This window comes from Fimbriimonadaceae bacterium (assembly GCA_019638775.1).
In the GTDB taxonomy this organism is placed as follows: Bacteria; Armatimonadota; Fimbriimonadia; order Fimbriimonadales; family Fimbriimonadaceae; genus JAHBTD01.
Genome location: JAHBTD010000001.1, coordinates 938024 through 962161 on the forward strand (window position 1 = coordinate 938024; position 24138 = coordinate 962161).

General features: G+C 56.6%; 25 protein-coding genes and 1 riboswitch. Of the genes, 9 read left to right on the forward strand and 16 right to left on the reverse strand.

The features are described from left to right. Window positions 1-304: 304 nt before the first annotated feature. From KF784_04390 to KF784_04405, 4 genes are all read left to right on the forward strand, one after another. Window positions 305-685: a GxxExxY protein gene (locus KF784_04390; GenBank protein ID MBX3118281.1), complete on the forward strand. Its 381-nt coding sequence runs from the start codon at window positions 305-307 to the stop codon at window positions 683-685. Between the two features lie 81 nt (window positions 686-766). Beyond that, complete coding sequence (locus tag KF784_04395; protein MBX3118282.1) at window positions 767-1702, forward strand: aldo/keto reductase; 936 nt, start codon at window positions 767-769, stop codon at window positions 1700-1702. Window positions 1703-1874: 172 nt separating this feature from the next. Next, window positions 1875-2074, forward strand: a riboswitch (cobalamin riboswitch). Between the two features lie 182 nt (window positions 2075-2256). Beyond that, on the forward strand, window positions 2257-3021 hold the full coding sequence (locus KF784_04400) for a prepilin-type N-terminal cleavage/methylation domain-containing protein (GenBank protein MBX3118283.1): 765 nt from the start codon (window positions 2257-2259) through the stop codon (window positions 3019-3021). 100 nt (window positions 3022-3121) lie between these two features. Then, a complete protein-coding gene (locus KF784_04405) occupies window positions 3122-3916 on the forward strand; it encodes an SDR family oxidoreductase (protein ID MBX3118284.1) in 795 nt (264 codons plus the stop codon). 426 nt (window positions 3917-4342) lie between these two features. Here the strand turns inward: KF784_04405 and KF784_04410 are convergent, their stop codons facing one another. The 6 genes from KF784_04410 to sdhA form a co-directional block, all read right to left on the reverse strand. Further along, window positions 4343-5491, reverse strand: coding sequence for a cobalamin-independent methionine synthase II family protein (locus KF784_04410; protein MBX3118285.1), 1149 nt, complete (start codon window positions 5489-5491; stop codon window positions 4343-4345). Continuing rightward, window positions 5488-6300: a PhnD/SsuA/transferrin family substrate-binding protein gene (locus KF784_04415; GenBank protein MBX3118286.1), complete on the reverse strand. Its 813-nt coding sequence runs from the start codon at window positions 6298-6300 to the stop codon at window positions 5488-5490. The genes KF784_04410 and KF784_04415 overlap by 4 nt, the downstream gene beginning before the upstream one ends. Further along, on the reverse strand, window positions 6300-7436 hold the full coding sequence (locus KF784_04420; protein MBX3118287.1) for an acyl-CoA/acyl-ACP dehydrogenase: 1137 nt from the start codon (window positions 7434-7436) through the stop codon (window positions 6300-6302). The genes KF784_04415 and KF784_04420 overlap by 1 nt, the downstream gene beginning before the upstream one ends. A gap of 6 nt (window positions 7437-7442) precedes the next feature. After that, complete coding sequence (locus KF784_04425) at window positions 7443-7883, reverse strand: OsmC family protein (GenBank protein ID MBX3118288.1); 441 nt, start codon at window positions 7881-7883, stop codon at window positions 7443-7445. Window positions 7884-8055: 172 nt separating this feature from the next. Further along, window positions 8056-8673, reverse strand: coding sequence for a PEP-CTERM sorting domain-containing protein (locus KF784_04430; protein ID MBX3118289.1), 618 nt, complete (start codon window positions 8671-8673; stop codon window positions 8056-8058). 469 nt (window positions 8674-9142) lie between these two features. Next, window positions 9143-11050: a succinate dehydrogenase flavoprotein subunit gene (gene sdhA, locus KF784_04435; protein ID MBX3118290.1), complete on the reverse strand. Its 1908-nt coding sequence runs from the start codon at window positions 11048-11050 to the stop codon at window positions 9143-9145. Between the two features lie 111 nt (window positions 11051-11161). On the opposite strand from sdhA, the gene KF784_04440 reads away from it, so the two are divergent. After that, window positions 11162-11449 carry a DUF503 domain-containing protein gene (locus KF784_04440; protein MBX3118291.1) on the forward strand — a complete coding sequence of 96 codons (288 nt, stop codon included), beginning with the start codon at window positions 11162-11164 and terminating at the stop codon, window positions 11447-11449. Here KF784_04440 and KF784_04445 read toward each other — a convergent pair. From KF784_04445 to KF784_04475, 7 genes are all read right to left on the reverse strand, one after another. Continuing rightward, window positions 11443-11838 (reverse strand): hypothetical protein, encoded by a 396-nt coding sequence (locus KF784_04445; GenBank protein ID MBX3118292.1) that lies wholly within the window; start codon window positions 11836-11838, stop codon window positions 11443-11445. The two genes, KF784_04440 and KF784_04445, sit on opposite strands and share 7 nt — an antisense overlap. A gap of 43 nt (window positions 11839-11881) precedes the next feature. After that, window positions 11882-12481: a 2TM domain-containing protein gene (locus KF784_04450; protein MBX3118293.1), complete on the reverse strand. Its 600-nt coding sequence runs from the start codon at window positions 12479-12481 to the stop codon at window positions 11882-11884. Window positions 12482-12567: 86 nt separating this feature from the next. Then, window positions 12568-13182, reverse strand: coding sequence for an HD domain-containing protein (locus KF784_04455; GenBank protein MBX3118294.1), 615 nt, complete (start codon window positions 13180-13182; stop codon window positions 12568-12570). 4 nt (window positions 13183-13186) lie between these two features. Then, window positions 13187-13465 (reverse strand): hypothetical protein, encoded by a 279-nt coding sequence (locus KF784_04460; protein MBX3118295.1) that lies wholly within the window; start codon window positions 13463-13465, stop codon window positions 13187-13189. A 56-nt stretch (window positions 13466-13521) separates the two neighbouring features. Then, entirely contained in the window at window positions 13522-14685 is a 1164-nt protein-coding gene (locus KF784_04465) for a DnaJ domain-containing protein (protein ID MBX3118296.1), read from the reverse strand. A gap of 6 nt (window positions 14686-14691) precedes the next feature. After that, window positions 14692-15996 carry a type II secretion system F family protein gene (locus KF784_04470; GenBank protein ID MBX3118297.1) on the reverse strand — a complete coding sequence of 435 codons (1305 nt, stop codon included), beginning with the start codon at window positions 15994-15996 and terminating at the stop codon, window positions 14692-14694. A 100-nt stretch (window positions 15997-16096) separates the two neighbouring features. Then, window positions 16097-17485: a type II secretion system F family protein gene (locus KF784_04475; GenBank protein ID MBX3118298.1), complete on the reverse strand. Its 1389-nt coding sequence runs from the start codon at window positions 17483-17485 to the stop codon at window positions 16097-16099. A gap of 129 nt (window positions 17486-17614) precedes the next feature. Here KF784_04475 and KF784_04480 point away from each other — a divergent pair, with 129 nt between their 5' ends. Further along, complete coding sequence (locus KF784_04480) at window positions 17615-18115, forward strand: hypothetical protein (protein ID MBX3118299.1); 501 nt, start codon at window positions 17615-17617, stop codon at window positions 18113-18115. A gap of 131 nt (window positions 18116-18246) precedes the next feature. On the opposite strand, the gene KF784_04485 is transcribed toward KF784_04480, so the two are convergent. From KF784_04485 to KF784_04495, 3 genes are all read right to left on the reverse strand, one after another. Further along, window positions 18247-19536, reverse strand: coding sequence for an adenylosuccinate synthase (locus KF784_04485; GenBank protein ID MBX3118300.1), 1290 nt, complete (start codon window positions 19534-19536; stop codon window positions 18247-18249). Between the two features lie 156 nt (window positions 19537-19692). After that, on the reverse strand, window positions 19693-20070 hold the full coding sequence (locus tag KF784_04490; GenBank protein ID MBX3118301.1) for a hypothetical protein: 378 nt from the start codon (window positions 20068-20070) through the stop codon (window positions 19693-19695). Window positions 20071-20122: 52 nt separating this feature from the next. Further along, the gene (locus tag KF784_04495; GenBank protein MBX3118302.1) at window positions 20123-20899 is read right to left on the reverse strand and encodes a PIG-L family deacetylase; all 777 of its coding nucleotides are present in this window, start codon (window positions 20897-20899) and stop codon (window positions 20123-20125) included. A 154-nt stretch (window positions 20900-21053) separates the two neighbouring features. On the opposite strand from KF784_04495, the gene KF784_04500 reads away from it, so the two are divergent. The 3 genes from KF784_04500 to KF784_04510 are packed head-to-tail and all read left to right on the forward strand — an operon-like array spanning window position 21054 to window position 24136. Beyond that, on the forward strand, window positions 21054-21932 hold the full coding sequence (locus KF784_04500) for a sugar ABC transporter permease (protein ID MBX3118303.1): 879 nt from the start codon (window positions 21054-21056) through the stop codon (window positions 21930-21932). Next, window positions 21922-23277: an ABC transporter substrate-binding protein gene (locus KF784_04505; protein ID MBX3118304.1), complete on the forward strand. Its 1356-nt coding sequence runs from the start codon at window positions 21922-21924 to the stop codon at window positions 23275-23277. Before KF784_04500 ends, KF784_04505 begins: the two co-directional genes overlap by 11 nt. Further along, complete coding sequence (locus KF784_04510) at window positions 23270-24136, forward strand: carbohydrate ABC transporter permease (GenBank protein MBX3118305.1); 867 nt, start codon at window positions 23270-23272, stop codon at window positions 24134-24136. Before KF784_04505 ends, KF784_04510 begins: the two co-directional genes overlap by 8 nt. Window positions 24137-24138 lie beyond the last annotated feature (2 nt).

Here is a 24138-nt window from a genome sequence, read left to right on the forward strand (position 1 = left end):
GAGGCTTCCTGTTAATGGGTGAAGTGTACTTCGGGCGCTGAATAGACTTACACAGGCCGTTCGTTCAATGCCCATGCAGCCCCATGTCCTCAGTGCTTTCAATTGGTATCTCTGTTCTCTGTAGTTCTGTGAGCAATCTGCCGTCACCACTCAGTACCCCTCTACTCCAGTAGGAGTCCCGACGGCCTCTACACCCCGCAGGTATCTGTGTGCTCTGTGGTCCTCTGTGCCTCTGTGAGAAATGTTGAGCAACCTCCGCGAGAAACCGTTATCGAATACCTCGCTCTGTGAGAAACTACAGTTCATGAACAAGGCCCGACTCAACGAGGTGACCGGCAAGATCGTGGACATTGCCTACAAAATCCACTCCCAGTACGGGCCAGGGTTGCTTGAATCTGCTTACCAGTCGCTGCTGGAATACGAGCTTTCCAAGGCAGGATTGCGGTTTGAATCCCAAAAGGCGATTCCGATCATCCACGAAGGAGTCCACCTTGGTGATGGGTATCGAGCCGATCTTCTTGTCGAAGGGTTGGTCATTGTCGAAGTCAAGTCGATAGAAGCCATCGCCGACGTCCACATCAAGCAGATCCTGACTTATCTGCGATTGAGCGGCGTAAAGGTCGGGCTTTTGATCAATTTCAATACGGCGCTCATCAAAGAGGGCATCAAACGGCTGATCCTATAGTTTTTATCATCGTGCAAGTCGCTTTATTGACGGAGCGGCACCCGTCCCTGGTTGAATCTCGCACTGAGATAGACTCACATCATGAAGCGCGTTACGCTCGGACAGTCCGACCTCCAGGTCACCCGCCTTGCCTACGGATGCATGCGCATTGCCGGAACCTGGAACCCCGCCGACGTCGACGAAGGCCGCCGCAGCCACGCCTACGCCTGCATCAACGCCGCCATCAACGCCGGATACAACCTTTTCGACCACGCCGACATCTACTGCCGGGGCGAGTGTGAGCGGCTGTTCGGAGACGTCCTGCAAGCCCAGCCCGGACTGCGCGACCGTCTTCTCATCGCCACGAAATGCGGCATCCGCCAGCCCGCCGACCCCCACCCCGACTCACCCCACAGATACGACTTCAGCAAGGAGCACATCCTGTGGTCGTGCGAAGAGTCGCTCAAGCGGCTGAGAGTAGACACCATCGACCTCTATCAGCTCCACCGCCCCGACGCGCTCATGAACCCTGAAGAGATCGGCGAGGCGTTCGTCAGGCTCCACGAACAGGGCAAGGTGCGCTGGTTCGGCGTCTCCAATTTCTATCCGTCCAGCGTCTCGGCCCTCCAGGCCGGACTCCCCTTCCCGATCGTCGTGAACCAGATCGAAGTCCACCTGCGCAGGCTCGACCCGATCTACGACGGAACGCTGGACCAGTGTCTCCAAAAGAAGATCGTTCCGCTCTCCTGGAGCCCGCTCGGAGGAGGATTCTTCGTGCGAGACAACGACACGCCCGAAGTCCGTCAGCACGCCGAAAAGCTGATGGAGATGCTGATGTCGGTCGCCGAAAAGCACGAGACGACCTGGGCCGTCATCGCGCTGGCATGGCTGATGAAACACCCGAGCGGGATCATCCCGATCGTCGGCTCAGCAAACCCGGACCGAATACGTGAGATGGTGCGCGCGGATGAGATTGAGATCGACCGTGAAGACTGGTACCGCATCTTCGTCGCCGCGAGGATGGAGCGGTTGCCGTAGCAGAAGCAATCAGCAATCAGCGATCAGCAATCGGCAATCGGCAATCGGCAATCGGCAATCGGCAATCGGCAATCGGCAATCGGCAATCGGCAATCGGCAATCGGCAATCGGCAATCGGCAATCGGCAATTTTCAGACGTCGTTGTGCTGCCAAACTGCCTCTTGATCTAGCTATAATCTCTCAATCGCGAAGGCCGCTCTGTCGTGGAGTGGTTGAAACGGGGAAAGTCCGGTGAGATCCCGGCGCTGTGCCGCAACGGAAATGATTCCATTGACGATTGCAGATTGACGATTTGAACCCAAATCCAAAATCGTAAATCCAAAATCGAAAATGAGTTTAGCCCGAATGCCCTCTTTGCGATCGAAATCTGATCGGTCACCTACGAGCATAGGGCCAAGGCAGAGGGCGTGCACCGCCCAACCCCTTCCTCTCTCGTCGATGACCCCCAACGGCCTGCTTGGCTCTGGGGTCATTGCGTGCGAGGCTTTGCCACATTGGCGAGCTTCGCAAGCCGTTACCCCCATTGCCAAAGTCGGCTGCACAAGGAGGTATCGGTGAAAAAACACAACAAAGCATTTACCCTCATTGAGCTTCTCGTCGTCATTGCGATCATCGCGATCCTGGCGGCTATTCTCTTCCCTGTCTTTGCTCAAGCCAAGTCGGCGGCAAAGAAAACACAATCCGTCTCTAACCTCAAGCAGATCGGCCTTGCCTGGCAGATGTATGCAGGCGACTACGATGACGTCTGCATGAGGGTGCGCACCTGGGACAGCGCAAAATCCTACTACTGGTGGGGCAGCTTCGACGGGACGACACTCCGGGAGAGTGAAGGGCTGCTCTTCCCTTACACCAAAAACAAGGGCATCCAAAGCGACCCGACGTTCGCGGACACCCTGCGCACGGTGATCGGATTCACGGGATACGCCTATAACTACAGCTATCTAAGCCCTTCGTCATACGCTCCGCCGACATGGGATGAGGTTCCGTCACCCGTCTTAATGTCGCAGGTCGGGAGCGTGTCTGACACTGTCGCCTTTGCCACGAGCGCAAGAGTTAACAACTGGTCGTTTTCATCGCCGGTTGTTGAGGGGAACACCTATTTGGAGCCCCCTTCTTCGGACTTTCCCACCTTCCAGGGTCGACATAGTTCTCGTGGGGCCGTGCTGTGGTGCGATGGACATGTGAGTACATTCACACCCACCTATCGCAGCGGCACGTTCGGTTATGGCAACGATGCTGCCGTGTTCAAGCGGTTTCTTGTGGGTGATATCGACAAAGATGGAGACTTTACTACCGACGAGCTCTTCGATCTCGAATAGTGGAGTCGGTGGGTGCCTCAGGGCTTCTCGCCCGGAGGCACCTGCTTCAGAAGCCATCTTGTCCAGTAACCGAGTTCCTTTTTGAGATACGCTTCTGCTTATGGACTTGGGAATTGCTGGCAAGGTGGCGATGGTCGCGGCGGGATCGAAGGGGATCGGGCGGGCGACAGCGAAACTCTTGGCGCAAGAGGGGTGCCACGTGTCGATCTGCGGGCGTGATGAAACCAGCCTCCGGGCTGCCCAAGCCCGAATCCTCACAGACTCAAATGGCGCAAAGGTTCATATCTGTCAAGCCGACGTGACCCAAAGCAGCGACCTTGAGCGTTGGTTTGGCCTCACTGTTGACGAGCTTGGGCCAGCGAGCATTCTTGTCACCAATACCGGCGGTCCACCGGCCGGGCTCGTCGATTCGCTTACAGACGAACAATGGCAGCTCGGTTTCGATTCCACAATCATGAACATCGTACGGCTATGCCGTCTTGCGGTCCCAACTATGAAAGCGAGCAGTTTTGGGCGGATCGTCCATATCACTTCTTTGGTCGCCAAGGAGCCTAGCCAGCTCCTTGCCATTAGCTCCACTCTGCGAGCTGGAATTATGGGCTTGATCCGAGTCCAGGCAACCGAGTACGCGGAGCACAACATCACTGTGAACGGCGTACTGCCTGGGCACACGCTTACGGACCGCCAAACACACCTCGCCGAGATTCGCGCTGAACGAGAGGGGATTACGGTTGATCAGGCCCTGCAGAATCAGGCTGCAGCCGTACCGATGAAGCGACTTGCCGATGCGGATGAGATTGCGGCGGCGATCGTCTTTCTGTGCTCGATGCAAGCGGGTTACGTTACGGGAACGAATCTATTGGTGGATGGTGGGTTGACGAAGGGATTGGCATAGCTTCCGAGCCTTCCTTTGTTTGAGTGGAGTGTGCTGAGGGGTTGGCTCCAGATGCATCCTTTGGAGGCTAAGACGGCATGAGCTGCATCCCGAACTTACGGGCTCCTGTCTACGTCACCCTCACCCCGTTCGCTACGCTCTCGGACCTCCCCCCTCAAGGGGGAGGAATCGTAAACTGCCTCCAGATGCGTCATTTTGGGGGCTAAGACAGCGTTTGCCGCATCCCGAGCTTACCGACTCCCGTCAACGTCACCCCCACCCCGTTCGCTACGCTCTCGGACCTCCCCCCCTCAAGGGGGAGGAATCCTGGCGTGTATCTACACGTGTCATTTGGACGCTAACTGTAATCTCCTGTCAGTCTCCACCCCCTGCCCCCTCCTCATTAAGTCTTCGACATTAACGAGGAGGGGGTTCTGGGAGATTGATTTAGGCGTACTTAGTGCGCAAGTTCTGGGCTGCTGCGACGATGTTCCGCATCTTGTTCGCAGCAATTTCGTCCTCGTTGACTGGGCGCATCGAGAATGTGGCAAAGCCGCAATCGGGATTTAAGAACAGCTTCTCTTTAGGAATGACCTTCAGCGCTTCTTCGACGCGGGAGACGATCTGCTCGACCGATTCGACGTCTTCGGTGCGTGGGTTAACGACGCCGTATCCCAACTCCTTGCCGGGAATGGCGATGAGGTCGCCCGCTCTCGGGGTTGCGTATTCGAGTACGAATTGAGGCACATTCATCTGCTCAAGTGAGGGCAGCAACGGGCGGTAGTTGCCCTGAAGTAAGGTCGATTCGTCTTGGCTCCAATTGCCCCGGCAGATATGAAGACCGGTTCGAACATTTCCAGCTGCCTTGATGACACGATTGATGAGAGAAACGGCAAACTCCAGTTCTTCGGCGGGGTCTTTGCGCGACGCCAAAGCCGCACACATAAACGTCCGGGTTTGGCCCTGAGTGAATACCAACTCCGTCAGGATCGGCTCGTCGAACTGAATGAAGTCGGCACCCTCCTTTACAAGCGCCTCCACCTCACGGCTCAATATCTCCACCACATCTTCACCGAGCTCCTCTTTGGAGGCGTAATATTTCGAGGCAACTTCGGGCACCCACATCGCCCGAGTGAGGATATAGGGGCCGGGCAGCGGGATTTTAACGGGCTTGTCCGTATGCTCCTTCACGAACCGAAGCTCATTCAGTGCGAGCGGCTCTCTTTGCTTGACCTTGCCGACGCACGTCGGGTTACTGATGGCATAGGAGGGCACGTCGAGCGTTTGGAGAAGCCGCTCAAATCCGGCCTTATCCTCCACATAGTCGAGCATCTCGCCGAGGGACATGAGCTGCACGCCTTCCAGCTTTTCCGCAACGAAGGAGTAGAAGTTATCTCGACGCTGCTCGCCATCGGTGACGATATCAACTCCAATCTCTTCTTGGAGCTTGAGGAGGCGAGCTACCTCGCCATCGGCAACCTTGTTGAACTCTGAAGACGTTATTCGCCCTGCTCGCTTCGCCTTTTGGGCTTTGAGCAGTTCCGACCGTCGAGGCCAAGAGCCGACCATCGTTACTGGGAAAAGCGGCAGGCTCATTTGAAGAACCCTTGTCTTGTTACAGCGTCTTCAAGTTGCCAGAACCCGGTGGTTCGCCCCTCTTGCCACTCCTTCAACCCCTCCATGTCCATCATCTCTTTGTGCTCTGGATTGTCGTAGCTCATCGAATGCAGGACCTTCAACCAGTCCGATTCGGTGGATGAATCGAAGCCGTCGCGGACGGTAAAGACGCAGTGGTCGAACGGGGGAGTCGTGGCGAGGATTTTGTACTTTGCTGGGTCAGCCGTTCCGTCCGACGACCAGAGTCCCCAGTTCAAATCCAGCACACACGTAGCATCGGCGTTGCCGTCCATCAAGCATTGCAAGGCGTCACGCTCACCGCCAACATGGTCCCCATGCTTGCCGACCAAAACGTCGAACCTCTTGACGAAGAAGTCGCGGCCCGGTTCCAGGCCAGCGTCTTGCATGAGTCTAATCGGGATGAGCGTAGCTTGCGGAGAATCTTTCGCTCCAGTTGCCAGGGTCTTGCCCCGAAGGTCTTGCAGGGCATTGATGCCGCTGTCTGCCTTGACGACGATATGCGTCACCCGATCGCGATCGGTGTCGCGCATGGCAATGGCTCGGCACTGTGAACCGGAACGGTGTTGGGCATCGACCCACGCCAGCGGTGAATTCCATGCGATGTCGATCTGGTCGTTCAGCAGAGCGGTGACAAGCTGTTCGTAGTTGCTGTAGAACACGTAGTCGATATCACAGCCGTTCTCAACAAAGTACTTTTTGATGATCTCCCAGATGGAGACGACCTTCGGGTCATAGGCGACTGCGCCGACCAAAACAGTTTTTGCCATTAGAACAACTCCATTCCGCAAAGCGCTTTGCCTATGAAGTCGTGAAGGACGTCGGAAGTGGGGGCCATGACACTCATCGCGCGTGCATCCCTAAAGGATCGCTCGATGCCTAGTTGCTTGCTGAATGCCGCGCCTCCGCATGCCTTCATCGCCAGGTCCGTCACGTCCATAGCGGCATCCCCTGCCATCGCTTTCGACTGCAAAATGTGAAGCATCGCAGTGGGAGCACCGGATTCAGCAGCATCGATGGAGGAGGCGAGCAGCGCTCGCGCCTTGTCGGTTTCGATTCTCATTTGAGCAAGCCGGACCCGAAGGTTCGGAAGGTCGGCAAGCTTGGAACCAAGATGCTCGAACTTATTGCCGGTTAGGTGCTTCGCCGTAGCCTGCACAGCGCCCTCAGCCACGCCGACCGAGACAGCCGCGTTGCCAAGCTGGAACTGTGGCAAGACAATGCCCATCATCATGCCAAAGGCCTGGTCGGGCTCGCTTAATCGTCTTGATGTGGGGACTTTGCAGTTCTCCAGCGTCATGGGAGCGCTGGCATTTCCCCGCATGCCTAAGGCGTCCCACGGCCCAGCAACGCTGAATCCGTCGTCGGATTTAAGGACGAGTACCAGGTCGATACCGGAGTAGGTGCCGGTCGTCGCGACATAGCCGTCGGCATGGCCCGCCGAGGTGACCCACGATTTCTTCGCGTTTAACGTTATCTGCCCTTCGCTTTCGGTTGACCTGCTCACGGGCGCCCAGAAGTGGCTGCGTGATCCCGCTTCGCTCCAAGCAAGGGTCGTCAGGTGTTTTCCTTTGGCGGCTTCGCGGAGATGATCGCCGGCAACTTCTGGCTTGGCGCTATAGACAGTCAGGCCACAGAGATGCATCAGATAGACCATCGCTGTGGAGGCACACGCCTGGGCAACCTCGTCCAGAACGGCAGCGGAACACCGCAACCCTGCGCCCATGCCGCCGAAGTCCTTCGATATGGTCAGGCCCATCAGCCCGGAATCACCCAGCGCTTGAAGTCCTGCGGCTGGGAACTGGCTTTGACTGTCTACAGTCTCTGCGTTCGGTCTAATGACCTCATTGACTACTTTGCGGGCGGTATCTACGATGGCGAGTTCTTCAGAGTTAAGTCGGTACATAGCGAATCACATATGGCGAAAGGTGACATGCACCTTTGCGCTTTTTGAGAAGGTTTGGAACAGCGACGATGAGCGCAAGGCTTCTTCCCATGCGCTCTCCACGACGGAGTCGTCGCCGTCTGTCGATGCAAAAAATGAGATGTCGATGGCTTCGATTGCGGGGTTTCCTTCCTCCCCGATTACACCGGCCGCGACCATCGGGCTGTGCAGGTCGGCAAAGAGGGTTGCCTCCATTGCGTCCACCAACACCCGCCTACGGGTGAGGGAACGCTCGAAGCAGCCGTTGATATCAGCGGCAAGAGCGCCGAGTATCGTTTGGATTGGATCGGGGGCGGATTCGACCCCGGAAGTGGAGACACGCGACAGAATATTCAGGCTGGATTTGCCAGCGAACACTGTCGAGAGATTGCGAGCGGCACGGACCCGTACCGACCAGCGCGGATTCACGCAGGCCCCCATCGAGATAATGGGATATAGGGTCGCATTGCCCTTTAGTCTACGTGATCTGCGTTTGGGTTTACACCCACCAGGCTCCACGAGGTGGTTGTTCTTGCAAAGACCTGAGTCAAAAAAACGGCCCGGAGAAACTCCGAGCCGATGTAATGCAACTGCCAAGAAACTATTTCTTCTTGCGTCGGCGAAGCAATGCGATGGCACCCACACCGAGAGCCGCAAGCGAGGCTGGCTCTGGTACTGGGCTCATCTGGCCTTGAAATCCGCCATCGGTAGAGATATATCGCCAGGCATCACCGGCAGGCGAAGCCGCCGTCTCGTAAGAGTTTGCGTTTGCAATTAGCGAGGCATAGTTGCTCGTTGTGCTGTCGAGTTTAACCGCACCAGATGTGAGGTCAAACGTGCCGCTCGTCTCGTGCAAGATCTCCCAAATTGCAAGCTGCAGAGCTGCTGCCTTTGTGTTGTTTGTCAAGGCGTCGCCGTAGAACTGCGTCACCATCTGCCCGGCCTTTGTAAACTTCGGGCCTTGGGTAGAGGTGAGAGCCTTGGTCACATTCCAAGGGCCGTTCCCGGTTTGCTGAGTGGTGAGATCGCCACAAAGGGTGATCGTGTCCACTCCGTCAATCTTGTATTTAAGCGAGCCCGCAAACCAACTTCCGGGCTGTACGGAGCCGGACATCTTGACGGTCTGGCCCTTATTCGTCCCAACGAACTGCATTGTTATGGCATGGCTTGATGCACCAACCGCAAACAATGAGATAACTAAAAATGCTCTTCCTTTCATGAATACACCAACCAACTGTTGGCGTTGCAGGATGTGTGCCAGGGGTTGCTGAGTCCGGGGCCATGCTGGGAATGCAAGCGGAAATCAGGCAGGTTTGCGGGTTAGCCCTCAAGCGATCCGCGATCTTTCTCCACTTCACCCTGCAATGTGTAAGGGATGTATTGGCAGAATGTGTCAAGCATCTATGGTCGTGGACAATAGAAGGTTGAGGCGTGCGAGTGGAGACCCAAAGCTATCGTTTCTCCTCAACTCAGTAAGCTCCAACAGCCATGCTCGTTATTCTGTTGCTGATCGCAGGCTCCCTATTCGGGATCGACACCAAGGAGTTCTATGACAACATGCAACAACGCAGTCGCGCTCAAGGGTTAAGAGGTGTGCATTTGAAGGTTTAGGGCGAAGTTTTCTCCCTCCCCTACCCCTCCCTCATTTTCGCTGCGCTCAAACAAGGGAAGGGGAACTTGAACCTTGTCTACTGATTCCCAATGCCCACAAGCGCGTCTTCGCCCATGACCTCTTTGACAATCATGTTCTGATTGATGCGGTACTTGCGGGGGCGGGGGGCGATGTAGCTAACGTCCACCTTTTCGTTCAGGTCGAACTCGGGGCCGCTCGGTGTCCAAGTCGCCTTGGTTGTGGTCAGCCACTTGTCATCGTCGCGGGCAGGCGTGTCCATCTTAAAGTGGGCTCCGCGCGACTCGTCGCGCACGATCGCGCCGCCCACAATCGCCTTCGACATCTCGATCATGTTCTGGATGGCGCGGGTGAACGGAACGGCTTGGTTTGACCACGGCGAGTCGTCGAGAACGCGGCACTGCTTGGCTCGCTCGCCCAAGGCGGCGAGCTCATCCTTTGCGGCAAAAAGGTCGCGCTGCGTTCGCCAGATGCCGCACTTGTTCCACATGATTTCGCTCAGGTCTGCGTGGAGCCGGTATGGATTCTCTTCTCCGTTATTGGTTTTGAGCTTGTCGTATCGATCTTGTTCAAACTTCTGCGCATCCCCTGCAATCGAAGAATCCAGGTCTTCGTAGCCCTTCTCCATCGACTTGAAGTAGGCCTGCACCCCTTGGGCGGCGATCTCTCCGCCATAGAGGCACGAAAGCAGTGCGTTTGCGCCAAGGCGGTTCGCCCCGTGATACTGATAGTCGCACTCGCCCGCAGCATAAAGGCCGGGGACGTTGGTCATCTGGTTGCGGTGGCTGTCGATGTCGATGGCGGTGTCGTGACCCTTTTCGAAGTCCACCCAAAGCCCACCCATGGTGTAATGAACCGCCGGGTAGATGCGCATGGGAGTTTCGATGGGGTCCTCACGCATGAACTTTTCGTAGATCTCGAGCACGCCCTCAAGCTTGTCGTTAATGACCTCGCGGGAGTAGGGTCCGCCCTTGCTGTGGTGTAGGTGGGTGATGTCCAAATAAACCTGCTGACGCCCACCGATGCCCCGGTTCATACGGCATACGCAGTAGATGATAAAGCTGACAAGATCGCGGCTGAGGAGGTTGCCATAAACCGGGTCGAGCTCTTCGCAGAAGTACCACCGGTCGGGCTCAGGGATGTCGGCAGGCTTGCGAGCGTCGTTCGGGTCGCGGGGAGTCCACAGTCGTCCGCCCTCTCCACGCACCGATTCCGACATCAGGCGGCACTTGTCCTCTCCAGGAATGGCGGTTGGGTGAATCTGCACCATCTCCGGATTGCCATAAACTGCGCCCTGCTGATAGCAGATGCTCACGGGTGAGCCGGTGTTGATGATGGAGTTTGTACTGCGTCCGAAGATAAGCCCGTTTCCACCCGTGCAAACCACGACCGCGTCCGCCGAGAACGACTGAATCTCCATGCTGCGCAGGTCTTGGGCGACGATGCCACGGCAGCGGCCCTCGCTGTCTTTGATGAGCGAAAGGAATTCCCAACCTTCGTATTTTTCGACCAAGTGGCTGGCTTCCCACCGCCGAACCTGCTCATCTAGCGCATAAAGAAGCTGCTGGCCGGTGGTGGCTCCGGCATAAGCCGTCCGATGCTTCAGCGTTCCGCCAAAGCGTCGGAAGCTGAGCATTCCCTCGTCGGTGCGGTTGAAAGGGACGCCCATGCGGTCGAGGAGATAGATGATTGCGGGGGCGCGCTCGGTCATGCGCATGACCGGGGGCTGGTGGTTGAGAAAGTCTCCGCCCGTGATGGTGTCTTCGAAGTGGAGGTAGGGGGAGTCGCCCTCTCCGCGCAGGTTGACGGCGCCGTTGATGCCGCCTTGGGCGCAGACGCTGTGGCTGCGCTTGACGGGGACGATGCTGAAAAGCTGGACCTTGACGCCGGCTTCCGCCAGCTTCATTGCGGTCATGAGGCCGGCAAGACCTCCTCCGACGACGACGACCCGACGTTGCGCTGCCATAAGAAATTGAACCTGCGGAGATATGATACCGGGTTCAGAACGGTTTCCTCGGGTCATCGAAGTGACCGGTCAATTCCACGTAACTGATCGGAAGCGTCCACAATACAACTGATGGTCGTTGGCATCCTCCAAATCTTCCTCCGCCTGCCCGGTTGCCGGTCGCTCAAGGACAAGCGGCGCGTCCTGCGCAGCCTCATCGACCGCGTTCGTCGGGACTACCAAGTCTCTATTGCCGAAGTCGGCGACAACGATCTGTGGGGGAATGCGGAGGTTGGCGTGACGGTGGTAAGCAGCAGCGCTATGCAGGTCGAGAGCATTCTGAGCAAGGTCTTAGATGCCTTTGCTGGGAACCCCGAGGTTGAGATGGAGGGGTCGCAGAAGGATGTTGAGCGCTATTGAGTGTCAGCTTCAGACCGACGCTTTTGCCTGCGTCGCAAAAACATCCCTATCGAGATTACAGCCGTTGACAGAATCTGGAATTTGCCCACAGACAGGGCAATACCGAACAGGACATCATGTATCCCCAAGGTGAAGGCAAAGCCAAGCCCGAAGAGTGTCGATAGCACGTTAAAGACAAAAACGTAACGTGTTGCCATCTCGTCCTCGAAGGAATCGCCAGACATTGCAATGAGCCAAGCCGCAATCTGAATCCACGGACTGACCAAGGGCACGACTAGCATAAGCAGCAAATCAAGGGGGCGAGCAACAAGCACAATTAAATACAAGACCGCACAGACGCCGCTCAGACTAACTGCAATGAAACGTACGATTTCTCGACCAGTATTCATGCCCCAACCTCCAAGGGTTACTCAAACGGCGGAACAGTCGCCGTCAATCGTCATCATCGTCGTCGTCTTTCCGCTTCCGATCCGACTTCCGTAAATCGCTGACCTCAAATTTGGGAGTTATGATCTTGTTTCCGACAGCGATATGGACCCCGCTGAGACGCGCATTGATCCCGAATTCGTCATCATCATCATCGCTTTCACGACGTCGACGCCGGTCGCGTCTGCGCTTCCATCGCGCAAACTCCTTTTGGAAGGACTGACTTTTCCGATTGAAAACACTCAAGGCATGGAAGAAGACGCCCACTCCCCATCCCAGCGTGGGCCACCAAAACCAGCTTAGGGTTCCGTCCTTTCGAAAATCGAGGAAGAAGAATAACGCAACGGCGATGAGATAAGGGAAGAGGTTTGCGAGGAATCCCGACCGCTGCTCTTGAACATACGTTTCAAGGGCGTCTTGATGCTCCTTCTCCTCCGCGTACCGTTTCTCCGCTTCTTCAAGCTGTTCGGGCGTGATGCCCATTTCGTCGGCGGCGGCTTGCAGTCGAGATCGCAGGTCGGCAGTACCCGTTCCGCCCGGCAGTTTGACGGCGATCCTTAAGATTTTATCGACGTCTTCGTCGGATTTAAGATGTTCTTCCGGCATGACAAGCCCCCACCATGGTCAATGAAAGGATACACCGGATTTCGGTTTGCGGTTGCGGGTCCCGACCGGGATCAGGGGCTGACTAGCTACATGGGAACGCAGGCTTCTTCGCAAAGGAGTTCGACAAGCCCGTGAAATCGGCGGGACATCAGCCGAAGCTCTGGGAACTCTTTGCATCGCTCCTCAAAGGCATCGGCAAGCCGACGGTAAAAGCCAATGCTGTCGTCTTTGGACGCACTGAATGCCTGCCACATCTTATCGCCGTCCAACTCCAAAACCATCAGCAACGACTGCACGTTGTGAATCTTGTCGGCAAGCGTGACCAAGCATCCACTTTGCGAACGCGTCGCGATGGCCTCGATGTAAGCCTGCTTGCGAGTGGGCCAGGAGGCTTTGCCAAGGTGGAGCGGTTCGCTCGCTTCCTCCACGATGTCGGCGACGACATCGCCAAACTTGGCGCGTATCTCGTCCAGCATGGGCTGACCGCCCTGGTCTTCGGGAGCGTCGTGGAGCAGTGCAGCGATGGCTTCATCCTCGTCGCCGCCGTACTCCATCACAATCGAGCACACGCCTAAGAGGTGGGCGATAAACGGAACGTCTTTGTGCTTTCGCACTTGGCGGCTGTGGACTTCGTTAGCAAAACGGAGCGCTTCCTGAAAACGTTCGGTGAGCGGTCCGTCAGATCGTTCGGGATTTCTCACTTATCTATAAGGACTCAGATTCCCGCTTCGGGGTTCGACTGTCCCGCCAGAAATATAGGCCGACCAGGAGCAACCCAAGCACGAGCCCGCCGATCATGCCTTGGGTGACTCCCCGCCCGATTCCGACGGCGACTGGGTCGAAGCTGGAGTCGTTTTTTGCATCGAACACAGCGATGTAATAGCCAGGGGAGTACTTCCCGATGAACGCTCCGGCAAAGCCTCCTAACGCACCTCCACAAATGCTGGAAGTGAAAACAAGTCCGAGCGCAGTGAATGGCGACATCTTGAAATTACAAACGTTGACCGGCGCGGTAATGCTCCATCCAGGCGGGCAAACACTCAAACGCTCTTGAGAGAATCCGCGACCATCCAGCCGCACAAGGCGCCAAAGTACGCGATGTTACCGCCCCAAAGGAAGACCTGCATCGGCTCAATCCGGCCCGATACCACTGCGCTGAGCGTTGCCATCAGCACGACTGCCGAAACCGACGCAAGCACCCGCGAAATGGAGTAAGCAAACGATTTTTGACCAAGACCGAGCAGCACATACAAGGCAACAGCCGCCCAGAAATTCACAAGTGCGATTGGGGCGAGGGCTAGTGATGGGGCAACCCGCCCGAGTGCATTGGTTGTGAAAGAGTCGAAACGGTCGAGCAGCCGCCCTGCGCTGAGGGAGGCCCCAACGGTTACACCGGAAATGAACAGCATCACGACCAGTCCCAACGTCCAGGTGTTGATCAGCGTGAGAGCAGGCAAGATCGCCACTTCGCGACTGACGGCGACATAAACGCAACTGGCCGAGACAAGAATAAATCCAACATAAGGAGCGGGCGACACCGCATCCGGCTTCTTGGAGCTTTTTGGGTACTTCTCGTACGACACCCGGTTCATCAGCTCTTCGTGCTTGCGGATGTAGACCGGATTGGTGGGGTCGAACTGTGCCGCATAGGCGTACATCTTGCTGGCTTCGGCGAAGTTGCCTTTTTGCCGAGCAACGTCTCCAAGCACTGCATAGGGCAGCGGCACACGTGCATCACGAGAGATGATCTGCATCGCAAGAGTTTCGGCCTCGGCAAGTCGGCCCTTGGCAAAGAGCATCGAAAGGCGAGTGACTTCGGCGGCAAGAGAGGGGGCTTGGCTTGGCGGCGCATTCGACTGTTGGCGTTGGGCGTTGGGCGCTCGCTGGCTTTTGGCGCTTGCTTTGGTGGCAGCTCTTTCCTGGTTTGATTTGGGCGGTGGCTTTGCACTGCCCTGATTTCCGGCAGCTTTGCGCTGCTTGCGCAGCTGCTCTTGAGCCACCTGAAGACGGTCGTACTCCGCCCGGCGGTCAGGGTCGCTCAGGACTTCATACGCTTCCTGAACCTTCAAAAAGATTTCGGTAGAGTTTGCGTCGGGCGAGTGGTCGGGGTGATATCGCTTGACGAGCTTGCGGTAGGCCGTCCGAATCTCGTCGGGGGTCGCTTTGTGCGTGAGTCCGAGGACTTCATAAAACCGGCCAGCCATGATAAGTTACGACATTGCGTTTGCCGCGCCCGAATACATCTCTATGTAGAACTTGATCACGACAATGCCCACGTAGATCGCCACGCAGATTAGGCAAACAACGCCAAAGATAACGCCAAACTGCATCGACTTGGTCCGGCCTTCCTCCTCGTAAAACTCGGCCATCTTGTTCAGCATAAAGTCGATGTTTCCGGTTTGTTCACCGGTACGTGCCATGTCCAAAACGATTGGGGAAAAGACCCCGGTTTTGACGAATGTTTCGGTAATCCCGGCGCCCTCTTGAAGCTGATTGGCGACTGGATAGATGCGGGCACGGATGTGTTCGTTTCCGCACGAATCCGCTCCCAACTTCACGGCCTTGGGCAACGGTACGCCGCTGGAATACATCGCCCCAAACGCCCGCCCAAACTTTGCCATGCAAAGCCCGTGCAGCGTTGGACCCAGCGCAGGAATGCGCAAAAGCATCGCGTCCCAGCTTTGCTTTGTCGCTGGGTTTCGCAGTCCAAACTTCACAAAAAGCCAAGCCCCGATCAGCAAAGGCCCGATCACAAACCATGTCGAAAGCGTAGTGAGCGGGGAGCTGATGCCGCCCTCTTTGCCTGCCATTTTGATGATGGTATTGGCCGCGCCGATGACCAAGATAGAGACAACGACAACGATCTTTGGATAAAGCGTGACGCGCTTGAGAAGGTTGCGGAGTTCAACTTCGCGCTCGATGTATTCGGACGTCCTGGCGCACTGCTCCTCCAATCCGCCCATCTCTTCGCCGACCCGGATCAGGCTGACCATCATCGGCGAGAAGATTTCGGGGTAGCGCTGCATTCCGGCAGACATCGGCCTTCCCGCTTCGGCGTGGCCCTTCATTTCGCGGATGACGTGAACCAGACGAGGATCGACGGTTTGCCCCGCCAAGGTGTCCAGCGCGGCGGCTAATCCCACACCTGCTTTGAGCATGGTGGCGAGCTGCCGGAAGAACATTTGAAGCTGAGTGAGGGGGACGGTGTTGAACAGCGGTCCGACGATATTGGTTTGGACGTTGCTGCGGGGTTCGGTTGGGGGGGCGTTGGTGTAGGCGCTGCCCTCCTGGGGTGGAGCTTGAGTGGGTCCGGCGTTCTCGTAGGGCACGTAGCCTTCCGACCCTGTTGGTTGTCCACCAAGGGGATCATCGTATCCGGCTGGTACGCCCAGATGCTGAACGGTGAGCCCGCGCGAAAGCAGCTGTTCGGAGGCTTGGCTTACAGAACCGCTAAAGAGCGTTCCTCGAATCGCCTTCCCTTCCTTGTCGATGGCTTGATATTCAAAAACGGGCATAGTCGGCTTACCTAAGTTTACGACGTATCGGCGGGCTCTATTTGTATGATCGGTCAGTTGATGGAAATCAGAGATCGGAAATCAGTTATCCAGTCCCATCCTACGGAGCCCCGCCGGTGGTGGCTTCATTGACTTCTCTATCCAGGCTGTCGCTGATTCCGCCGTACAGTCGCCCATAGACCAGCCACACCGTGAACGTTGAGAACAGGGCAATGATGATTGCGATCCAGCAGCCAGTGCGCCACTTCGTCTGATTCTCTTCGGCTTTGAGGCCCGTCCGGGCAGCCTCAGAGAGTTGGAAGAGCTGAGTCGCCACATCGCCGGTGACCTCTCCGGTCGCGACCATCGGAATGAACTCGGGAGGGAGGGAGCGGTTGCCGTGGAGAGCCTGCGAAAGCGTCACACTTTCCGATATGTTGCCCGCGACGGAGCCGAACTGCTCGCTCAATTCAAGATTGGGCATGGCAGACGCGGCGATCTCAAGGCTCGACCTAGGCGCCATCCCGGTTTTGCCCAGCAGACCCAGAATCCAGCACAAGACGGCGATGGATTCATGGGTTGCCCGCTTGCCAATGACGGGGATCTTCAGCAGCCATCGATGGCGTCGCCTGCGGTTTGCCCGGGACGCCCAAAGCGCTCGGATAATGAGGTACGCGGCCAGACACCCGAGAAGCAAGGGAAGAGCCCCGATGAATGCCGTCTTTTGCCCATCCATCATCGCACCCGAACCGGAAAGCCTGCCCCCAGCTAGGCTCTGGGCATCCCACGTGTTGAGGCCACCATCCACGATCATGATGCCCAAGGGAATGCCCGCCAAGAAGCTGATCCACGTCCAATGAAGGATCTTGAAGACCAGCTTGTACTGATAAGACTCCTTGCTCTGCTTACTGATGGCCTCGACCACTTCGGGCAAGAAGCCGCCCTGCTCGCCCGCCCGCATGAGCCCCGGAATATGAGGCAGAAATAGGTCCGTGTATTCCGCCAAGACATCGCTTGTGGGGCGACCCTCTGAAGCTGCTTGGCTTGCGCGGGTGAAGGCCTCTCGGTAGTCGGCGCGGGTGCAGTGGGAGGCGACGTTGCTGAAGGCGTCGGCGGGGTTTGTGCCGGCGCGAAGGAAGCTTGCGAGCTGGGAAAAGAGGAAAAAGTTGGTCTTCTCGGAGCCTTTGCGCGTCCTCCTTTCGACCGGCGCAGCCCGTTGGGGGATGGCGTTCAGCGATGGCGGCGAAGTGGGGCGTGGGGTCTCGGTCGTTGTCCGGGCGATGGGCGGCGCGGCTTGTCCTGCCATCCTTTGGGCGGCGTGTTGAACGGGCCTTTGCGGTGGCTGTTGCGGTGTTTGGACCCGCTGTTGCAGGTTTATATCGGAGATAGCCCGGACCTGGTAGCCGCGAGTGCCGAGCATGCGGGTTGCTTCGGCGGCGTCACCGGCCTGTATTTGGCCCTCGACGGTCCGCCCGGAGGCATCGGTCGCCTGATAGCGAAACTGCGGCATGCTTTTCTATCCTGACGTAGTTGGATGTTGGAATGTTGGCAAAGGGATTGTAGAATAAGTTTCAATCTCGCAAAGATAAGGTTTCAATCCGATATGCCAGAGACCGACCCTCTAAACAAGATAACCCACATGCAGACCGTTGAGTTCTACGGTGGGAAAAACACTCTTGGGTTTCTGGAGTGGCAATGCCGTTTAGCTGCGATTGTCGGCGGTGTGTGTTTTTTCCTTATCGGCCTATTTTTGCGATCGACAAGCCGTGATCTCCTTACTGTCCCAAGTGACCAGACAACGGGTTATAGCACGACGAATATCCTGACCTTGATGCCGATTCTTGGCTATTACGTTGATTTCTTCGCATGGATATTGCCCTGGGCTTTCATGGTTGGCGCGTTTACGCTTTACCGACGATATTCGGGCCTTCGAAGAATCCTTGTAGCAGCCATCATCATGGCGTTTGGAATCCATCAGATCATCCACAATCGAGGATACGGTTCGATAGCGTTGCTTACCGGAGCCTTATGGTCTCTCTACGGTCTTTACGACTGGTTGTCTGCGACCCCAGATCAGCTACGTAAGTGGTGCATTTTGCTTTTGGCCAGCGCGCGAGAACGGCTCGAACTGCGCGCGTGATCTGCCGCCCCGATCCCTGTTTCAATGGTCTATACGGGCGCACGAATGGAGTTCTTTTGCCTCCAGGCTTGCAGCCTGGAGGATTAGCGCTTTGCCCTCCATATCTGCAGATATAGAGAAATCTTCTACGATTAACCCCAGATCAGTTCTGGGCGGACCATGATCGTTTCATCCCGGTCCGGGCCGACGCTGACCATTGCTACCGGGACGCCCGTATACTCCTCAATCATCCGCAGATAAGCCTGCGCCGTTTCCGGTAGATCGCTGAGCTTTCGACACACACGAAGATTGTCCGACCACCCCTCCACTTCCGTATACACGGGCTCACAGCGGGCGAACTTGGCGGCGCTTTGGGGAACGTGCTGAATCTCTTCGCCATCCACCGAATACGACGTCGCGACCTTTACCTTCTCAAAGCCGGATAGGATATCCATACGCGTGACCACCCAGCCGCTGAGGGAGTTCAGCCGTGCGCTCTGCTTCAGCAAGACCATATCCAGCCAGCCGCACCGGCGGCCTCGGCCCGTTGTGGTGCCGTATTCTTTTCCGTGCTGACGAATCCATTCGCCGACGTCGTCGAGCAGTTCGGTTGGGAATGGCCCCGAGCCGACACGGGTGGTGTAAGCCTTACAGACGCCCAATACGGAGTTGATCGAGCGTGGACCGATGCCCGTGCCGAAGCAAGCGCCACCAGCCGTCGGATGGCTGCTCGTCACGAACGGGTACGTGCCCGAATCGAGGTCAAGGAACGTCCCTTGCGCGCCTTCGAACATCACCTTCTTGTCCGAGTAGACGGCGTCTTGCACCATGACGTCGGTGTCCTTTACGAACGCCCGCAGCTGCTCGCCATAACCGGAATACTCCTTCAGAAGCTCATCATAGGGGAGCGCGGTGCCGCCGAGCAACTCGATCATTCGGTTCTTGACCTTGAGCACTTCCTTCAAGCGGGTCGGGAAGACTGACGGATCGACGAGTTCATCCATCCGAATGCCGAAACGTGCAACTTTGTCTTGGTAACATGGACCGATGCCGCGCGACGTGGTGCCGATCTTGTTGGCTCCACGAGCTTCTTCTTCGAGCTGGTCCAGCAGTCGGTGATAAGGGAACACGATGTGCGCACCCGGACTGATCCAAAGGGTGCCGAGTTCTGCTCGGGCGGCCCGCGTACGGTCGAGCTCTTCCAGCAGCGCCTTCGGACAAATCACCATGCCGCCGCCAAGAATGCAGGTGACGTTCGGGTGCAGGATTCCCGCCGGAATGAGGTGGAACTTGAACTCCTCACCTGAGACGATGACGGTGTGTCCGGCGTTGTTGCCGCCGCTGTAGCGAACGACCATATTCGCCTGACTGCCAAGGACGTCGACCAGCTTGCCTTTGGCTTCATCGCCCCACTGGGCGCCAATGATCACGAGAGTGGACATATTGATGCTTCCTCCAAAGTGCGGCGCCGCGCAAACAAAAGAGCCGGCGGTTCCGCGATTTTCTCGAGGATCCGCCGGCACTTCAAACCGTTGAGCCTTATCTCGACCTGCTTATTATAGCAAAGATCAAGAGAAAGCGGGGCTAAAGCCTGATGGCTATCTCTGGTCAGGCGGGACGGCGTTGAACTGGTCCGTCGCCACCCGAGTGACCTGCCCAGTCGGACTAAACTCCACAATCCCCTCGTCGGCAACGAACGCGGTGTCCGCATTGCGTACGTACAAGTACCGCAACCCGCCGTCCGGTAGCTCCGATATCTCCTTTGGCCTACCAAGGACATCCTCAACCTGACCGATCGACATACCGACTCGAACCTCGCCGTCTTTGATGAGCTTGATCGGGTTTTGTCGGGGTGGAGGGCCGAGAATCCACAAAATCCCAAGGATGGCAAAAGCGATAAACGCCACCGGTCCGCCGATCAAGAAATAGTAATCGGTCCTTGTGAGCTTGGGTTTATCGGGATTCCTTGGCTTCACCGTTTCATTCTACGCGTATCGTGTACTTCGTACTCGGGAGGCACCGAACTTGCTACTTGCCAATGTCCAACTTCACCGCTCGGAACGGCTCTGCATAGGCCACTCCCCACTGCTCACCCGCATTGAGGGCGTTATTGCTGACGGTATTGCGAATGCGCTCCAGTTTCTCACCGAAGAACTGGCTCTTGTGGATGGCAAGCAACTCCTCGGCTTGCGACCAGAAAACCGACACGTCAACCGCCGTGTTCGATCCCATCGTGCTGAAATGCATCATCCAACCGTTGTACTCCGCCTTCTTTGCTGCATCGCGCGCGATCTCCGCGGCAGCGCGGTGGTCACCGTGGCTAATGCGAGGAGGGTAGTCAGGATCGAAGCAGAGGATATGGGTTGGGCGATAGGCCTGGATAGCGACAGCGACTCTGTCGATGATCTCGTCGCTGACGGGTAGGCGTCCATCCGGTTCATTGTAAAAGTCCACTTCCGCGCCCACTTTCTCGCAGGATTCGCGAAGTTCGGCTTGGCGCACCTTCGTCAGCGCTTTCGAGTCGCTAAAGAAGTAGTAGCCCTTGTCGCCGTTGGTCAGAGCGATCAGCTTGACGCTTGCCTTCGCATCTTTCAGGGCAAACAAAGTGCCTCCGACATAGTACGCCTCATCGTCGGGGTGACCGGTGATCACTAGCACTCTTGAGGTCTTGCTGAGCAAGCCAGTGTCCGCGATTGGCATTCTTGGCAGTGGCGCTTTGGGGCGCTTTTGAACGAGGTCGATCCTGTTGGGTTGCCACAGGTAAAAGAGCAGAAGCAGTCCAGCAATCACCCAGACAGCGATCATCAACCTCCTCACGACACCTTTCCAGCCGCCACCTTTTGCAAAACGGCTCACTTTAGGGGTCGAGGAGTCAGGGCTGTCATTCGGAAGATTGGCAAGATCAGGCATCGAACATTTCCGACACGATTTAGGTCTGTCCGGTTAGTATAGATAGCCAATGAACGGAAGGAAGCGAAATAATCTCTCGGGGTGGCTCTTTGTGAGCCCCTGGGTCATCGGTTTTCTTGCGTTCACGCTGTGGCCTTTCTTGCAGAGCGTTTATCTCTCGTTCACCCGCTACAACATCCTCTCTTCTCCGAAGTGGGTTGGCGGTGCCAACTACAATCAGCTCTTCACTCAAGACGATCTCTTTTGGCGGTCGTTGTGGGTCACGGTGAAGTACGCGCTAGTTGCTGTGCCTCTCGGGATTGTCGCTGGCGTCGCGCTGGCTCTGCTGCTGAACATCAACGTCCGTGGGATGACCGTCTTTCGAGCGATTTTCTTTCTGCCGTCTATCGTTCCAACCGTAGCGGTCAGTGTTGTGTTCATGTGGCTGCTCAACCCCACGATTGGCTTGGTCAACACCGTCCTGCGCGCAATAGGGATCGAAGGCCCCTCGTGGCTTAGCCAAACACCGTGGGCTTTCAACAGCCTCATTCTGCTGGGGCTCTGGGGAGTGGGCGGCAGCATGGTCATCTATCTTGCCGGACTGAAAGATGTCCCGACGCATCTTTATGAAGCAGCGGTCATCGACGGCGCAAATGCGTGGCAGCGCACGAGGAAGATCACACTCCCCATGCTGACGCCGGTTATCTTCTTCAACTTGGTGATGGGGATCATTGGGTCGTTCCAGTACTTCACTCAGGCCTTCGTCATGACGCGTGGCGGACCTGAAGACAGCACGATGTTTTATGCGATGTACCTCTTCAATCGTGCCTGGAAGTATCAGGATATGGGCTACGCCAGCGCGATGGCCTGGGTTCTCTTTGTCGTCGTCGTGGCCTTAACTGCCATTGTATTCAAGTCTCAAAAGAGGTGGGTTCACTATGGCGGCTAACGCGCTGGTGCGGCGTTGGGTGCGGTGGTTTGGCGTGGCGCTTGCGCTCGTCTTTATCGTCTACGTCTTTTCTGCGCCGAACCCCGAGAAGCAGCAATTCCCCGAGCGGACAGTCGTGCGGTTTTGGCATCGGTGGGGTGGTGAGTGGGCAAGGATCGTGCAGACCATCTGCGACGACTTCAACAAGAGCCAGGAGGAGTATGAGGTCATCCCACTCTCCGTTCCTTCGTATGGGGCGGACTTCAAGTTTGTCCTCGCTGTCACCGGCGGCGATCCACCTGATGTGATGTCGTTTTGGAACGGCGCGCTGCCGTCGCTCGCCCAGCAGAACCTGCTGACGCCTCTATCTGAAATGATGTCGCCGGAAGAATATCAGCGATATCTTGATGAGAGCTACCCCGTGATACGTGACAGCGGCATGGTGGATGGCAAGCTGTATGGGATCACCATCGGGGCGGATATGTACGCGCTGTATGTGCGCACGGATTTCTTGGAAGAGGCGGGGCTCGACCCGGATAACTTTCCGACGACTCTTGAAGGCTTGGAGGGGTGGGGACGCAAGCTCACCAAGCGAGACAAGGGCGGCAATATCACCCGCCTCGGGTTGAGCCTCGATTACTACCAGTTCACGGCCTACTGTTTTGGCGGTGGGTTCTACGACTTCAAGACACGAGAACTCCTCATCAACACTCCTGAGAACCTGGCTGCGATGCAATGGTATGCCAACTATTTCCGCGAGTACGGCTTTGACGCGATGCAGAAGTTCTCGTCGGGATTAAACACAGGGTCCGATACTGGCGGGTGGCCCTTCTTGTCGGGAGCGTATGCCGTGACTCTGGATGGGCAATGGCGTGTTGAGGAGATACGCAAGTATGCGCAGGACATCCCCTACCGGATCATTCCTGTGCCTCCACCCAAAAACGGCAAGGAGCTTGCCGGAGTTGTGAGCGGGAATTTTATGGTCATTCCCACGTCGGCTAAGCAGAAAAAGGGAGCGTGGGAGTTCATCAAGTTCTGGACCGGGATTGAGAATCGTGAGATTGGAGCCAGTTGCTACAACCGGGGAGGCTGGCTTCCCTATTCGCCAAAAATCACCGAAACAAAGACCTTTCAAGCGTGGCTTCAGAAGAACCCACAGTTCCAAGCCTTCATCGACATTATCGACAGTCCGAACTGCAAGACGATGCCCGAAGTGCCCTACTTGCAGTTTTTGAACGATCAAACAGGCCGTGCATCCGACTTCGTCAAGCGCGGCAACATGACGCCCAAAGCTGCGATAGAGATGCTTGAGACGAATATGCGAGAGGAGCTAAAGCGCCGCAAGGAGTTGGGCTACGATGAGTGAAGCCCGTCCCAAGCTCCCAATTAGTCAAAAGGCGTTGGTCTACTTCGCTCTTGTCATGCTCGCGATACCGGCGCTCATGCCGCTGATCTGGATGGTTTCGACTTCGCTCAAAGGTGAGGACCAGCTTTTTATGAGGGACCAAGCAGGAACGGCCTTCACGATTGGCTCGCTGCTGCCCCGTCCGGTGGCTTGGAACAATTACCCCGAGGCGCTGAGTACGGTGCCCCTACTGAGTTATCTCAAGAACACCCTCATTCTTTGCTTCTTTACGGTGATTGGCGCAGTCATCTCAAGCGCAACGGTGGCGTACGGCTTTGCAAAGATTCATTTCTGGGGCCGCAACGCGCTGTTTATGATCATGATTGCGACGATGGCGTTGCCCGGACAGGTGACCATGATCCCGGTGTTTGCGCTCTTTCGATCGCTGGGATGGTACGGCACCTATCTTCCGCTCATCGTGCCGTCATTTTGCGGCTCGGCTTTCTATATTTTCTTGCTGACGCAGTTTTTTAAGACCATCCCGAGCGAGATGTCGGAGGCTGCCAAAGTGGACGGCGCGAGTGATTGGACGATCTTTACCCGCCTCATTTTGCCGCTGTCCAAGCCGGCGTTGGCGACCTGCGCGCTGTTCCAGTTCATCGGCACTTGGAACGACTTTCTGGGACCGCTTCTCTACATCAGCGATGTCTCGAAGTACACGCTCGCCTACGGCCTGCAACAGTTCTTGAGCTTGCACGGTGGCATGTGGGCGTTGTTGATGGCAGCCTCGACTCTCTTCACGATCCCGATCATCGTGCTCTTTTTCTTTGCCCAAAAGACGTTTATCCAGGGCATCGCCACGACGGGCGGAAAGGGATAAAG

Excerpts from the sequence above, each read along its gene's own strand:
- KF784_04445 (MBX3118292.1), bottom strand. The coding sequence starts at position 11,838 with ATGAATACTGGTCGAGAAATCGTACGTTTCATTGCAGTTAGTCTGAGC.
- KF784_04500 (MBX3118303.1), top strand. The coding sequence starts at position 21,054 with ATGAACGGAAGGAAGCGAAATAATCTCTCGGGGTGGCTCTTTGTGAGC.
- KF784_04470 (MBX3118297.1), bottom strand. The coding sequence starts at position 15,996 with ATGCCCGTTTTTGAATATCAAGCCATCGACAAGGAAGGGAAGGCGATT.
- KF784_04410 (MBX3118285.1), bottom strand. The coding sequence starts at position 5,491 with ATGAGCCTGCCGCTTTTCCCAGTAACGATGGTCGGCTCTTGGCCTCGA.
- KF784_04475 (MBX3118298.1), bottom strand. The coding sequence starts at position 17,485 with ATGCCGCAGTTTCGCTATCAGGCGACCGATGCCTCCGGGCGGACCGTC.
- KF784_04505 (MBX3118304.1), top strand. The coding sequence starts at position 21,922 with ATGGCGGCTAACGCGCTGGTGCGGCGTTGGGTGCGGTGGTTTGGCGTG.
- KF784_04480 (MBX3118299.1), top strand. The coding sequence starts at position 17,615 with ATGCAGACCGTTGAGTTCTACGGTGGGAAAAACACTCTTGGGTTTCTG.
- KF784_04390 (MBX3118281.1), top strand. The coding sequence starts at position 305 with ATGAACAAGGCCCGACTCAACGAGGTGACCGGCAAGATCGTGGACATT.
- KF784_04495 (MBX3118302.1), bottom strand. The coding sequence starts at position 20,899 with ATGATCGCTGTCTGGGTGATTGCTGGACTGCTTCTGCTCTTTTACCTG.
- sdhA (MBX3118290.1), bottom strand. The coding sequence starts at position 11,050 with ATGGCAGCGCAACGTCGGGTCGTCGTCGTCGGAGGAGGTCTTGCCGGC.
- KF784_04460 (MBX3118295.1), bottom strand. The coding sequence starts at position 13,465 with ATGTCGCCATTCACTGCGCTCGGACTTGTTTTCACTTCCAGCATTTGT.
- KF784_04430 (MBX3118289.1), bottom strand. The coding sequence starts at position 8,673 with ATGAAAGGAAGAGCATTTTTAGTTATCTCATTGTTTGCGGTTGGTGCA.
- KF784_04485 (MBX3118300.1), bottom strand. The coding sequence starts at position 19,536 with ATGTCCACTCTCGTGATCATTGGCGCCCAGTGGGGCGATGAAGCCAAA.
- KF784_04415 (MBX3118286.1), bottom strand. The coding sequence starts at position 6,300 with ATGGCAAAAACTGTTTTGGTCGGCGCAGTCGCCTATGACCCGAAGGTC.
- KF784_04510 (MBX3118305.1), top strand. The coding sequence starts at position 23,270 with ATGAGTGAAGCCCGTCCCAAGCTCCCAATTAGTCAAAAGGCGTTGGTC.
- KF784_04440 (MBX3118291.1), top strand. The coding sequence starts at position 11,162 with ATGGTCGTTGGCATCCTCCAAATCTTCCTCCGCCTGCCCGGTTGCCGG.
- KF784_04405 (MBX3118284.1), top strand. The coding sequence starts at position 3,122 with ATGGACTTGGGAATTGCTGGCAAGGTGGCGATGGTCGCGGCGGGATCG.
- KF784_04420 (MBX3118287.1), bottom strand. The coding sequence starts at position 7,436 with ATGTACCGACTTAACTCTGAAGAACTCGCCATCGTAGATACCGCCCGC.
- KF784_04450 (MBX3118293.1), bottom strand. The coding sequence starts at position 12,481 with ATGCCGGAAGAACATCTTAAATCCGACGAAGACGTCGATAAAATCTTA.
- KF784_04395 (MBX3118282.1), top strand. The coding sequence starts at position 767 with ATGAAGCGCGTTACGCTCGGACAGTCCGACCTCCAGGTCACCCGCCTT.
- KF784_04465 (MBX3118296.1), bottom strand. The coding sequence starts at position 14,685 with ATGGCTGGCCGGTTTTATGAAGTCCTCGGACTCACGCACAAAGCGACC.